The following is a 14361-nucleotide window of genomic DNA, read 5'->3' on the forward strand; positions in this document are numbered from 1 at the left end:
ATCGCCACCAGCGACGAGGAGCATGCCGTGTCCACCGTGACCGCGGGCCCCTCGAAGCCGAAGACGTACGAGACGCGGCCCGAGGCCACGCTCGCCGCCGTGCCGGTCATCAGGTAGCCCTGGACGTCCTCGGGCACCTGCCGGAGCCGGGTCACGTAGTCGTGGTGGACGATGCCGGTGAAGACGCCGATGTCGCTGCCCCGCGTGGACAGCGGGTCGACGCCCGCCCGCTCCAGCGCCTCCCACGAGGTCTCCAGGAGGAGCCGCTGCTGCGGGTCCATCGCCAGCGCCTCGCGCGGCGAGATCCCGAACAGCGCGGCGTCGAACTGCGCGGCCTCGTGCAGGAAACCGCCCTGCCGCGTGTACGACGTGCCCGCGTGGGCCGGGTCCGGGTGGTACAGGCCCTCCACGTCCCAGTCACGGTCGAGGGGGAACCCGGAGATCGCGTCGCGCTCCGCCATGACGAGGTCCCACAGCTCCTCGGGGCTGTCGGCGCCGCCCGGCAGCCGGGTGCTCATGGCGATGATCGCGATGGGCTCGTCGGAGGTGGCGGGAGCCGGGTCCGCGCCGGGCGCGTCCTGCCGCTCGCCGAGGAGTTCGGCGCGCAGGTGGCGGGCGAGCGCGTCCGGGGTGGGGTGGTCGAAGACGAGCGTGGCGGGCAGGTCGACGCCGGTGAGGTCGTGCAGCCGGTTGCGGAGCTTGACCGCGCCGAGCGAGTCGAACCCGAGGCTCTTGAAGGGCCGTTCGGGCGCGAACTCGAAGCCGTCGCCCTCCCGGTGGCCGAGCACGATCCCGGCGCTCTCCCTGACGAGGTCCATCACCACGCGCAGCTGTTCCCCGGCCGGCAGCCCGGTCAGCTGCCCGGCGAACGCCTCGCCCGCGCCCTCCCGCCGGGCGACGACACGCCGGGCGGGGACGAGGCCCTCGGGGTGTGCGTCCTCCCGGTCTGCGCCGACCGGCTGTGCGACGGCCGGTGGTCCGTCGTCCCGCTGGGCGTCTTCTCGTTCGGTGTCTTCTCGTTCGGTGTCCTGCGGCCGGGCTTCGTCCCGTACGGCGTTCAGGGTCAACGGGCCGAGCACGGCGACGGGTTCACCGGCCAGGTCGGCCAGTTCGAGGAGATGGCGTCCGCCGTCGACGGGGGTGGCCCGCAGACGGAGCGCCGCGGCGCCCTGCGCGTACACCGTCAGAGCCGCGCAGTCGGAGAGGTCGCGGGGCTCGGCCCCGGTGTCCAGGGCGCGCAGCGCGCTGTCGAGGAGCGCGGGATGGAGTACGAACTCCCCTGCCGCGGCGGCGAGTTCGTCCGGCAGCGCGATCTCGGCGAAGGCGGGCCCATGCTGCCGGTTGCGGTCGGCGGTCTCCACGGGCGGCGGCCAGCTCCGCGTGTCGAAGGACGGCTGGGGCCTGCCGGGGACGAGGAAGGCGCGGGCGTGGCACGTCCAGGGCCCGGTGTCGAGGGCGCGGCCGTGGACGGTGGCGCGGCGGTGCCCGTCCGGGCCCGGCGCGTCGACCGCCACCCGGAGCTGGGTGCTGCCGTGCTCCGCCACCGTCAACGGCGCCTTGACGACGGCCTGTTCGAGGCTGCCGCAGCCCACCTCGTCGCCCGCCCTGACGAGCATCTCCAGGAGGGCGGCGGCCGGGACCCGGCCCGTGGCGGCGGACAGGCCGCGGCTGCGCCGCGTCAGGCGGCCGGTGAGGACGACGCCTCCGCCGCCGGGGTTCTCGACGACGGTGCCGAGCAGCGGGTGCCCGGCGCTCACGGCGCCCAGGGCCTCCGCGCCGCCCGCCGGGGCGGCGTCGGTCCCGACCCAGTACCGCTGGTGCTGGAAGGCGTACGTGGGCAGCTCGGTCCCGGTGGTGGTGGCCGGGCTGCCGCCGAGGACGGCCGGCCAGTCCAGGGCCACACCGCGCACGTGCAGCCGTGCGAGGGCGGTCAGGACGTCGGTGGGCTCGTCGCCGTCCTTGCGGAGGGTGGCGACGCAGCCCTGCTCGCCGACGCCGGGCGCGGCGAGCGCCAGCGCGGCCAGCACGCCGCCCGGGCCCAGTTCGAGGTAGGTCGTGGCGCCCAGCCCGCCGAGCGCGGCGACGGCATCGCCGAACCGGACCGCGTGCCGCACCTGGTCGACCCAGTAGCCGGGGCTTGACAGCTGTCCGTCCCTGGCCAGTTCGCCGGTCAGGGTGGAGACGACGGGGACCCGTCCGGGCCGGTACGTCAGTCGCTCCGCGACCGCGCGGAACTCGTCGAGCATGGGCTCCATCAGCGGCGAGTGGAAGGCGTGGCTGACGGTCAGCCGGCGCGTCTTGCGGCCGCGCCCGGCGAGTTCGCCGGCGACGGCGTGCACGGCGTCCTCGTCGCCGGACAGGACCAGCGCGTCGGGGCCGTTGACCGCCGCGACACAGACCGCTCCCCCGGCCCTGGCGAGCAGCGGCGCGACCTCGTCCTCGGTGGCGCGGACGGCGACCATCGCGCCGCCCTCGGGCAGGGCCTGCATCAACCGGGCCCGGGCGGCGACGAGTTGGGCGGCCTGGTCCAGGTCGAGGACGCCGCAGACGTGCGCGGCGGTGAGTTCGCCGATCGAGTGCCCGGCAAACAGGTCCGGCCGGACGCCCCAGGACTCGAAGAGCCGGTACAGCGCGCTCTCCAGGGCAAACAGGCCGGTCTGGGTGTACAGGGTCCGGTCGAGCAGCGCGGCGTCGGGGGTTCCTGGCGCGGCGAACACGACGTCGCGCAGGGGGCGCTCCGCGTGCCCTGACAGGTGCGTGTCCAGGGCGGCGCAGGCGTCGGCGAAGGCGGCCGCGAAGACCGGGAAGGCGTCGGCGAGTGAGCGGCCCATGCCGGCCCACTGGCTGCCCTGCCCGGTGAAGAGGACGGCCAGTCTGCCGGTGTCCGGGGTGCCCGTGACGACCGCGGGGCTCGCCGTGCCCGCCGCGAGGGCGGCTAGGTCGGCGCGTACGTGCCCGTCGCCGGTCGCCAGTACGACGGCCCGGTGGTCCAGTTGGGCGCGGGCGGTGGCCAGCGCGTGGGCGGTGTCGGCGAGGTGTATGTCAGGGCGCCCGTCGAGGAAGCGGGCCAGCCGCCCGGCCTGGCCGCGCAGCCCGGACGCCGTCCTCGCCGACAGCGGCAGCGGGACGGGGATGCCGGACGGGTGCGGCTCGGGTCGCGGCGCGGCGGGCGCCGGTTCGTCGGGGGCCTCTTCGAGGATGACGTGCGCGTTGGTGCCGCCGATGCCGAAGGAGGAGACGGCGGCCCGGCGCGGGCGGTCGCCGCGCGACCAGTCGCGGGCCTCCGTCAGCAGTTCCACGGCGCCCGACGCCCAGTCGACGCTGGTGGAGGGCCGGTCCACGTGCAGCGTGCGGGGCAGGACGCCGTGCCGCATCGCCATGACCATCTTGATCACGCCGGCCACGCCCGCCGCGCCCTGGGTGTGACCGATGTTGGACTTCACCGAGCCCAGCCACAGGGGCTGTCGCGCGTCCCGGGCCTGCCCGTACGTGGCGAGCAGCGCCTCGGCCTCGATCGGGTCGCCGAGCGTGGTGCCCGTACCGTGCGCCTCGACGGCGTCCACGTCGGCCGCCGAGAGGCCGGCGTGCGCCAGGGCCTTGCGGATGACGCGCTGCTGCGCGGGCCCGTTGGGGGCGGTGAGGCCGTTGGACGCGCCGTCCTGGTTGACGGCGGAGCCGCGTACGACCGCCAGGACTTGGTGGCCGCGGCGGCGGGCGTCCGAGAGCTTCTCGACCAGGAGCAGGCCCGCGCCCTCGGACCAGCCGGTGCCGTCCGCGCCGTCCGCGAACGCCTTGCAGCGGCCGTCGGGGGCGAGGCCGCGCTGCCGGGAGAACTCGACGAACGTCTCCACGGCGCCCATGACCATCACACCGCCGGCCAGCGCCATGGTGCACTCGCCGCGGTTGAGGGCCTGCGCCGCCAGGTGCAGGGCCACCAGCGAGGAGGAGCAGGCCGTGTCGACGGTCAGGGCGGGGCCCTCAAGACCGAGGTGGTAGGCGATGCGGCCGGAGGTGACGCTGCCCGAGCTGCCGGTGAGGCGGAAGCCCTCGACGCCGGACGCCTGGTGCAGGCGCACGCTGTAGTCGTGGCTGTTGACGCCGGCGAACACGCCGATGTCCTGTCCGGCGAGGCTCGTCGGGTCGATCCCGGCCCGCTCGAAGACCTCCCAGGACGTTTCGAGCAGCAGCCGCTGCTGCGGGTCCATGGCGAGGGCCTCGTTCGGCGAGATGCCGAAGAAGGCGGCGTCGAATCCGGCGGCGTCGTCGAGGAACGCGCCGTGGCGTACGTAGGTGGTACCGGCGTGGTCGGGGTCCGGGTCGAAGAGCGACTCGGTGTCCCAGCCCCGGTCGCCGGGGAACTCGGTGACGGCGTCGACGCCGTCGGCCACCACGCGCCAGAGGTCCTCGGGGCTCTGCACGCCCGCGGGGAAGCGGCAGGCCATCGCCACGATCGCGAGGGGCTCGTCGCCCGTCCCGGGGGCGGCCGGCGGGGCGGCCGGTGCCGCGGCGCCGAAGAGTTTGGTCCGCAGGTGCTCGGCGAGCAGCACCGGCTTCGGGTAGTCGAAGATCACCGCCGGGGAGAGCGTGAGCCCGGTCGCGGTGACGAGCCGGTTGCGCAGTTCCACCGCGGTCAGCGAGTCGAACCCGGCTTCCTTGAACGTCCGGTCGGTGCGGACCGCGTCGGCCGAGCCGTGCCCGAGGACCTCGGCGGCGTGCAGCCGTACGAGGTCGGTCAGGGCCTCGGTCCGCTCGGCGTCGTGCAGCGCGGTGAGGCGCTCGCGCACCGCGGCGGGACCGGCCGGCGCGGTGGTCCTGGCCGCCGGGCGCGACACCGGCGCGAGAGCGCGCAGCAGCGTCGGCACGGGGCCATCGGCCGCCGCCGCGCGCAGGGCCCGCACGTCGAACTTGGCCGCCACCAGCGTGCCGTCCGTGCCCTGTTGGCCGCCGAGCGCGGCGTCCAGGAGGGCCATTCCCTCGGCGGCGGTGAGGCCGCTCATGCCGATGCGGCGGTTGCGGCGCAGGTCCGCGGCGCCCAGGTGTCCGGTCATGGCGCTGACCGTCGACCAGTAGCCCCAGGCGAGGGAGACGGCGGGCAGCCCGAGCCGGTGCCGGTGCCGGGCCAGCGCGTCCAGGGAGGCGTTGGCGGCGGCGTAGTTGGCCTGGCCGGGGTTGCCGAGGACGCCCGCCGCGGAGGAGAACAGCACGAACGCGGCGAGGTCCAGGTCGCGGGTGAGCTCGTGCAGGTGCAGCGCCGCGTCCGTCTTGGGCCGCAGCACGGTGTCGAGGCGTTCCGGTGTCAGTTCGGTCAGTACCCCGTCGTCCAGGACGCCCGCCGCGTGCACGACGGCGGTGAGCGGGTGCGCGGCCGGTATCGCCCGCAGCAGCGCCTCGACCTGGGCCCGGTCCGCGGTGTCGCAGGCGGCGACGGTGACGGTGGCGCCCAGCTCGGTGAGCTCGTCGCGCAGTTGCGGGGCGTCGCCGCGCCGGCCCGCCAGGACCAGGTGGCGGATGCCGTGCGCGGTGACCAGATGCCGTGCCGTCAGGGCGCCGAGGGTGCCGGTGCCGCCGGTGATCAGTACGGTGCCCTCGGTGTCGAGCGGGCGTGCGGGGGCGTCGGCGGCCGGGCCGGGCACCCGCACGAGGCGGGGCACCTCGGCCACTCCCCCGCGCACCCGCAGCTGCGGCTCCTCGCTCAGGGCCACGGCGGGCAGGGCCGACCGGGAGTCGTCGTCGAGGTCGGCCAGGACGATCCGGCCCGGATGCTCCGACTGCGCCGAGCGTACGAGTCCCCACACCGCGGCCGCGTCGAGCCGGTCGCGGTCGCCGGTGACCACGGCCAGCCGGGTCGGTTCGAGGGCGGGCTCCGCCAGCCATGCCTGGAGCACGGCGAGGGCCGCGCCGACGGCGGCCCGGGGGTCGTCGGTCTCCGGTCCGGTCCTGACCTCGTACAGCAGGACGTCGGGAGCGGTCCCCGCGGTCGCCGCGGCGGCGATGTCCTCGCCGCTCGTGACGGACACGATGACGGGAGGACGGGAGGAACGGTCCGCGTCGGGCAGCGGCACCTCCGTCCAGTCGACGCGGAAGAGAGCGTCGTGCGGCAACTCTCCGCTGGTTACGGCGAGTTCGGTTTCGGCGGAGTACGGCGTTCCGCGCACGCTCTCGACGCGCAGGACGGGCTGCCCGGTGGGGTCGGTCAGCAGGAGCGGTGTCCCCTCGGCCGACGCCTCTCCTCGGCGTACGTGTACGGCGGCGGCGCCCGAGGCGAGCAGGGAGACACCGCTCCACTCGGACGCGAGCATGCCGTCCGGGAGGACCGTGCGGACGGCGGCGTCGAGGAGGGAGGGGTGCAGCCCGTAGCGGTCCGCTTCGCGCAGCGCGGCACCGTCCAGCGCGATGTCGGTGACGTCGGTGGCGGCGGTGCCTGCGCCGTCCGGCCCCTGGGTGGCGGGCGCCAGTGTGCCGTGCGCGTGCCGGGTCCACTCCGCGTCCAGCGGGGCGTCCGCCGGGCGTGAGTAGATCTCCACCGTCCGGCGCCGCGCGGCGTCGGGCCCGCCGACGACGACCTGGACACTGCGGCTGCCGTGCCGCGGCAGCACCACGGGCGCCGCGACGGTCAGTTCGTCGAGGACCGGGGCCGCGGTCAGGTCGCCGAGCCGGACGGACAGCTCGACCAGAGCGGCGTTCGGTACGACGACGGTCTCGGCCAGGACGTGGTCCGCGAGCCAGGCGTGCGTCCTGAGCGACCACCTCGACGTGGCCATGACCCCGCCGGACTCCGGCAGGCCGACGACCGCGCCGAGCAGCGGGTGGCCGGCTCCGCTGAGCCCGAGGGAGTCCGCGTCGCCGCCGGTCGCGACGGGCTCCAGCCAGTAGCGCTGGTGGTCGAAGGCGTACGTGGGCAGGTCGGCGGCGGCCGGTGCGGTCGCGGCGGGCAGCGTCGCGGCCCAGTCCACGGGCACGCCGCGGACGAACAACTCGGCCATGGAGGCCAGCAGGCGGCGCGGGCCGCCCTCCTGGCGCCGCAGCGAGCCGGTGACGATCGCGTCCGCGCCGCTCTCGTACGCGCTCTCCGTGATCGGCTGGACGAGGACCGGGTGGGCGCTGAGCTCGATGAAGGTGCTGTGGCCCTGCCGGATCAACTCGGCCACGGCCGGGCCGAACCCGACCCGCCCGCGCAGATTGCGGTACCAGTAGCCGCCGTCGAGGACCCCCGCGTCCTGGATCCAGCCGCTCGTGGCCGTCGAGTAGAAGGGAGTCGTCGGCGCCTGCGCCGCGATACCGGCCAGGGCGTCCGCGAGGGCGTCCTCGATGTCCTCCACGTGGCGGGTGTGCGAGGCGTAGTCGACGGCGACCCGGCGGACCCGGACACCGTCCTCGTTGAGGGCTTCGAGCGCCTCGTCCAGGGCCTGGGCGTCACCGGCGATGACGACCGAGTGCGGGCCGTTGACGGCCGCGACCTCGACCCGGTCCGCCCACCGCACCAGACGGGCGACCACCTCGTCCTCGCTCAGGGCGACCGAGGCCATCCCACCGCGCCCGGCCAGTTCGGCGCCGATCAGCCGGCTGCGCAGCGCGACCACCCGGGCCGCGTCCTCCAGCGACAACGCACCGGAGACACAGGCGGCCGCGATCTCGCCCTGCGAGTGCCCCAGCACCGCGTCGGGCCGCACCCCGGCCGCGGACCAGACGGCGGCCAGCCCCACCATCACCGCGAAGCTCGCGGGTTGCAGCACATCGACGCGTTCCAGCAGCTCGGGCCCGGCCTCGCCCCGCAGTACGTCGACCAGCGACCAGTCGACGTACGGGTCGAGGGCGGCCGCGCACGCGGCGACCCGCTCGGCGAAGACCGGCGAGGAGTCCAGCAACTCCCGGCCCATACCGGCCCATTGCGAGCCCTGGCCCGGGAACACCCACACGACCTTGCCGGGCGTCCCGGTGACGGCACCGGCGACGACACCGGCCGCGTTCTCGCCGCGTGCGAGCGCCCGCAGTCCGGTCAGCGCCTCCTCGGTCGTCCCGGCCGGCACCACCGCGCGGTCCGTCAGTACGGCACGGCTCGTCAGCAACGCCCCGGCCAGGCCCGCCAGGGACGCCCCGCCTGCGCCGGACTCCACGAACGCCGCGAGCCGGCCGGCCTGGGCCGCCAGGGACCCGGCGCCGCGCGCCGACACCACCAGCGGCACCACGCCGCCGGCCGGTGCCACCTCGTCAGGGGCGGGCCCGGCCGCGTTCTCGGGCGCCTCCTCCAGGATCAGGTGCGCGTTGGTCCCGCTGACCCCGAAGGAGGAGACACCGGCGCGGCGCGGACGGCCCTCGCGCGGCCACTCCCGTGCCCGCGTCAGCAGTTCCACCGCGCCCGCGGACCAGTCCGCCTCCGCCGTCGGCGCGTCCACGTGCAAGGTCGCCGGAAGCGTCTCGTGCCGCAACGCCTGCACCATCTTGATCACACCGGCGACGCCCGCGGCGGCCTGCGCGTGCCCGATGTTCGACTTCAACGAGCCGAGATACAGCGGCTTTCGCGGGTCGCGGTCCTTGCCGTACGTGGCGAGCAGCGCCTGCGCCTCGATCGGGTCGCCCAGTGCGGTGCCGGTCCCGTGGGCCTCCACCGCGTCGACGTCCGCGGGTCCAAGACCCGCACCGGCGAGCGCCCTGCGGATCACGCGCTGCTGCGCGGGGCCGCTGGGAGCCGTCAGACCGTTGGAGGCGCCGTCCTGGTTGACCGCGCTGCCCCGCAGTACCGCGAGGACCTGGTGGCCCCGCTCCCGCGCCACCGAAAGACGCTCCAGGACCAGTACGCCCACGCCCTCGGCCCAGCCGGTGCCGTCGGCCGCCGCGGCGAACGCCTTGCAGCGGCCGTCGGCGGACAGCGCCCGCTGCCGGGAGAACTCCACGAAGTCGTCGGGGGACGCCATCACCGTCACGCCGCCGGCCAGCGCCATGGAGCATTCGCCCTGCCGCAGCGACTGCGCCGCCAGGTGCATCGCCACCAGCGACGACGAGCACGCCGTGTCCACCGACACCGCCGGGCCCCCGAAGCCGAAGACGTACGACACCCGGCCCGACGCCACACTCGACGCGAGCCCCGTGCTCGCGAAGCCCTCCGTCTCCGCCGTGCCCGCGCCCGTGCCGTAGCCGTGGCCGAAGAGACCGGCGAACACGCCGACATCGGCGCCCTTGAGCGAGAGCGGGTCGATGCCCGCGCTCTCCAGGGCCTCCCAGGACGATTCCAGGAGCAGCCGCTGCTGCGGGTCCATCGCCAGCGCCTCGCGCGGCGAGATCCCGAAGAACCCCGCGTCGAAGAGGCCCGCGCCCGTCAGGAAACCGCCCTGGTTCGTGTACGAGGTGCCCGCGTGCTCGGGGTCCGGGTCGTACAGGCCCTCCAGGTCCCAGCCCCGGTCCGCGGGGAAGTCCGTGACGGCGTCGACGCCGTCACGGACCAGGCGCCACAGGTCCTCGGGACCGGCCACCCCGCCGGGCAGTCGGCATGCCATGCCGACGATCGCGATGGGTTCGCCCGGGTCGGCGGCCGGCGGCGTGACCCGCTCTGCGGTCTGCTCCGTAAGTGGCACGGCACCGGCTTCCCCGAGGACTTCGGAGCGCAGGAAGGCCGCCAGGGCCGCGGGGGTCGGATGGTCGAAGGCCGCCGTGGTGGGCAGCCGCAGTCCGGTCCGCTCCACCAGCCGGTTGCGCAGCGCGACGATGGCCGTCGAGGTGAAGCCCAGGTCGCGGAAGGCACGGTCGGCCTCGACTGGTTCGGGCCCTGCCAGGCGCAGCACGCCGGCGGCCAGGGTGCGTACCAGGTCTTCGAGGAAGGCGCTCTGTTCGCGCTCCTCCAGCGCCGACAGCGTCTTCCGCAGCTCTGCCGCGACGGCCGGGTCCGGTTCGCCCGGCGCGGCGGGCTGCTCGGCCAGGGCGCGCATCATGGCGGGCACCCGGGCGTCCGACGCCGGTGCGCCCGCCGCCGTGACCAGCAGCGACGGGAGGTCGGCGGTCAGGGTGACATCGAAGGCGGCGAGCAGTTCCTGAGCCGCTCGGCGGTCCTCGTCCGTCGGGCCGTCGTCGCCCGGCCGTGCAGCCAGCGCGAGGGACGAGGCGGGCAGGTTCCGGCGGCGGCGGTCGCGTATCACGGCGTCGCAGAGGTTCCCGTCGACGGCGGCGGCCGGGTCGCCTGGCGAACCGAGCAGCCCGGCGGCGTCGGACGACACCGCGACGAAGGAGGCCAGGTCGTCCCCGGCGGTCAACCGGTCGAGCAGCAGCGCCAGTTCGGGGTCGGCGGCGGCGTGCACCACCGCGGTCACCGGGTGGCGCAGGTCGGCGAGGGCGGCCCGCAGGTGTTCCGGCCGCGCCCCGTCGGCGGTGACCCGGTCGACGCTCGTCCCGGCGAAGGCCAGGGCGTCGCCGGGGGCAGTGCCCGCGGCGCCGGGGGCGCTGACGAGCAGCAGGGTCGTCGCCCGGTGGGCCGTGGCGAGGTGATGGGCGAGCGCGGCGCCGTGCTCGGTGTCGGCGCCGGTGACCACCACGGTGCCGCCGACCGCGGTGGCGCCCGGCCCCGAGGAGGTCGCGGAGTCCGGGGCCGGCCGGTCGGTCACGGGCAGCGGCTTCAGCCGGGGAACCAGCAGGGCGGCCGAGCGCACGGCGATCTGCGGTTCGCCGGTCGCGAGCGCCGCGAGCAGGGTGTCGGCGGACAGCTCCGCCCTCGGGTCGGCGTCCACCACGGCCGGTTCGGCGGTCCGGACACCCTGGAAGGAGCGGGCCACACCCCACAGCGCGGCCTCGGCGGGGCGCGGCCCGTCGTCCTGTTCGTCGGCAGTGACGGCGCCGCGGGTGACGATCACCAGCCTGGACGCCGCCGTCTCCGGCCGGGTCAGCCAGGCGTCCACGTCGGCGGCCAGGCGCAGGGCTCCGGTGCGCGCCGCGGTGAGCGCGGCCGGGTCCAGCGCGGTCCCGGCCCCGGTGGGCGGCAGCAGAAGCGTCACGTCCGCGACCGGCTCGCCATCGGCCACGGCCGCGCGGGCCGCTGCCAGGTCCGTGTAGTGGCGTACCGCGCCGCCCGCTGATTCCAGGGCGCCGAGGAGGCCGGGCGCCGCGGGTCCGGCGACCGCCCAACTCCGCACCGCGGCAGGGGTGTCGGCCGGCTCCGGCGCCGGGATCCACTCGGCGCTCAGCACTGTGTCGTGGTGTCCGCTCGCCGCGTACCGCAGGCGGCCGGGCCGCTCCGCCAGCAGGCGTCGCCTGGTCTTGCCGGACGCGGTCCGGGGGACGCCCGTGACCTCGTGGATCCGTTCCGGCACCTTGAAGGCGGAGAGCCGCTCACGGCACCGGGCGACGAGCGCGGCGGGGTCGAAGCCGGTGGGTCCGGGGACCACGTACGCGACCGGCACTTCGCCGAGTGTGGCGTGCGGGGCGCCGCCGACCGCGACGTCCGCGACCCCGTCGACGGTGCGCAGGACCGCCTCGACCTCCTCGGGGTGGATGTTCTCGCCGCCCCGGATGACGAGTTCCTTGATCCGGCCGCAGATGGTGAAGTAGCCGGCGTCGTCGCGCCGGGCCAGGTCGCCGGTCCGGTACCAGCCGTCCCGGATCGCCTCCGCGGTCGCCTCGGGGCTGTTGTGGTAGCCGACCATGACGTTCGGTCCGCTGACCCAGACCTCGCCCTCCTGTCCGGCGGGGACGTCGGTTCCCGTGGCGGGGTCGACGACGCGGACCCCGACGCCCGGCACGGGCAGGCCGCAGGAGCCGTCGACGCGGGCACCGTCCGGCGGGTTGATGGTGATGGCGCCGCAGGTCTCGGTGGAGCCGTAGGCGTCGACCAGCGGGACCCCGAAGGTCTCCTCGACGTCGCGGTGGAGCCCGGACCCGGTGACGGCGCCGCCGACCAGGCCGACGCGCAGGCCCGGCGCGCGGAAACCGCTCTGCCGGGCGGCCTCCACCAGGTGGTGGTAGGTGGTGGGCACGCCGGCCAGGAAGGTCGAGCCGTCCTCCTGGAGCACCCGCATGACGTCCTCGGCGGAACTGCCGTCCATGAGCCGGGCGGTGGCACCGGTGACGGTGACGGACAGCACGCACGCGATGTGCGAGAGGCTGTGGAAGAGCGGCAGCGGCCACAGCACCCGGTCCTGGTCCGTGAGGCCGGGGACCGGGACGTAGCAGGAGGCGACGGACCACAGGCAGTTGCGCTGCGTCGACAGGACGCCCTTGGGCCGGCCGGTCGTCCCCGACGTGTAGAACATCCAGGCCACGTCGTCCAGGGTGAGATCGTCCCGGGCGGGCACGACGGGTTCGCTGCCGGCGAGCACGTCGTACGCGTGGACTCCGGCCCCTTCGGGCAGAGCGGCCGGGAGATCGCCGGTGACGACGAGCACGGTCTCGGGCGCCACACCGGGCGCGGCCCGCAGGCGCTCCGCCCGGGCGGCGTCGGTGATGACCAGCCGGGCACCGCTGTCGCCGAGGAGATACTCCAGCTCGGCCGTCGCGGAGGCGGGGTTGAGCGGCACGCCGATGCCGCCGGCGCGCACGATGGCCAGGTAACTCTCCACGGTGGCCACGGTGTTGCCGAGGCAGATGGCCACCCGGTCGCCGTGCTCGATGCCCAGGTGGGCGAGGTGTCCGGCCAGATTGCGCGTCCGTGCCTCGAGGTCCCCGTAGGTGACCGCCCGCCGGTCGTCCGCGAAAGCGACCTTGTCGGGGAAGCGCGCCGCGTTCTCCAGGAGGGTGACGGGAAGAGGCTTGATGAGGTCGGTGCGCACTGTGCCGCAATTCCTTTCGGAAGGAAAAGAGTTCACCAGGAAACGGGCAGGCTCTTCACCGCGAAGACGGACCCCTTGAGCCGCAGCGGCACTTCTTCGAAGTCGACGGCGAGACGGATGTCGGGAAAGGCATCCAGGAGGGCGGAGAAACCGGCCCGCAGTTCCACGCGGGCGAGGTTCTGGCCCAGACACTGGTGAATACCGAAGCCGAACGCCACATGGCCCGACGTCTCCCGGCCGATGTCCAGGGCGGCGGGACAGGCGAACTTCGCCGGATCGCGGTTGGCCGCCGGCAGCGACACCGTGACGCTGTCGCCCTTCGCGACGGTCTCACCGTTCAGTTCGATGTCTTCGAGTGCGGTGCGGTACGTGTCGTACTGGTTGACGGTGAGGTAGCGCAGGAGCTCCTCGATCGCGGCGTCGAGCTTCGACGGGTCCGCGCGCAGCGCCGCCAGCTGCTCGGTGTGGTGCAGCAGCGCGAAGACGCCGACGGCCAGCGCGCTCTCGGTCGTCTCGTAGCCCGCGAAGAGGAGCAGCGTGACGATGTTGCACAGCTCCTCCGTGGTCAGCTGCCCGTCGGCGATGAGGCGGCTGATGAGGTCGTCCTCGGGCTCCTTGCGGCGGGCCTCGATGACCTCGGCGAAGAAGGCGCTCGCCTGCCCCATGGCGGCCATGACCTCCTGCGGGTCCGCGTCGGAGTCGTGCAGGAGCGTCGGGGCGTGACCGTAGCGGTCGGCTTCGCTGTAGGGCAGGCCGACGAGTTCGGACAGGATGCGCAGCGACAGCGGTTTGGCGAAGGCCGTCACCAGGTCGACGGGGGACCCGTGCTCGCGCATGACGGCGATCTGCTCCGCGGCCACGGCCTCGGCGCGCGGCGTCAGCTGGTTGGCCCGGCGAGCGGTGAACTCACCGGTCAGCAGCCGCCGGTAGCGGGTGTGGTCGGGCGGGTCCATGTGGATGAACATCCCGGGAATGCGGGGGTGGTTGGGCATCACCTGTCCGCGGTGCGTCACCGGGAAGTGACCGATCTCCGTGCTGTGGCTGAACCTCGGGTCGCTGAGGACTTTGCGGGCCAGCTCGTAACTGGAGACGATCCAGCCGACGTGCCCGTCGGGGTACGTCATCCGCGCGAGCGGGCTCTTCTCCCGCAGGACGTCGAACAGCGCGGGAGGGTCGAACTGATGGGTGCGGGCCCAGGGCTCCTCGAAAGAGATTGCGTTGCTCATGAATTCCTTCCCCATCAATTCTTGGTGCCCAGTATTCACTTCGCAGCGCGCCTCTTTCCGGTTATCCCAGCGCCAGATTAGACGAGCCGTGACAGCGCGGCATCCCCAACTCTGGTAGCTGAAGGCTCTCTTGAGCCGATCCCGAGGACTGCCGGGCACCTGCCGGGCGTGCCGTTAATTCTTTTTTCCGGCGGCTTGGATTCCGATCCAGAAACGCTCGGAATTGCGTGCACCGGGCTCTCCGCATGACGTCCGACGCCTGGCGTGCGACGCCCGGGGGACAACGCACAACGGCGGGGGGGGGGGGGGGGGGGGGGGGGGGGGGGGGGGGGGGGGGGTGGGGGGGGGGGGGGGGGGGGGGGGGGTGGGGGGGGGGGAGAGGGTATGGG

Annotated in this window: 2 protein-coding genes (1 of these 2 only partly in view); both read right to left on the reverse strand. The window is 74.8% G+C overall.

Annotated elements, in window-relative coordinates; all coding sequences use genetic code 11:
* Positions 1-12746, reverse strand: partial view of a type I polyketide synthase gene (locus tag ACZ45E_RS20575; RefSeq protein ID WP_468222480.1) — the 5' portion only. Its footprint begins 4357 nt before the window's first position; only the first 12746 of its 17103 coding nucleotides appear in the window; its start codon is at positions 12744-12746; its stop codon lies beyond the left edge, outside the window.
* 32 nt (positions 12747-12778) lie between these two features.
* On the reverse strand, positions 12779-13972 hold the full coding sequence (locus ACZ45E_RS20580) for a cytochrome P450 (RefSeq protein WP_468222482.1): 1194 nt from the start codon (positions 13970-13972) through the stop codon (positions 12779-12781).
* Positions 13973-14361: the final 389 nt, after the last annotated feature.

The organism is Streptomyces sp. NPDC030991, from assembly GCF_055571235.1.

Bases quoted from the DNA above. Each gene is read 5' to 3' on its own strand.
- ACZ45E_RS20580 (WP_468222482.1), bottom strand. From the start codon at position 13,972: ATGAGCAACGCAATCTCTTTCGAGGAGCCCTGGGCCCGCACCCATCAG.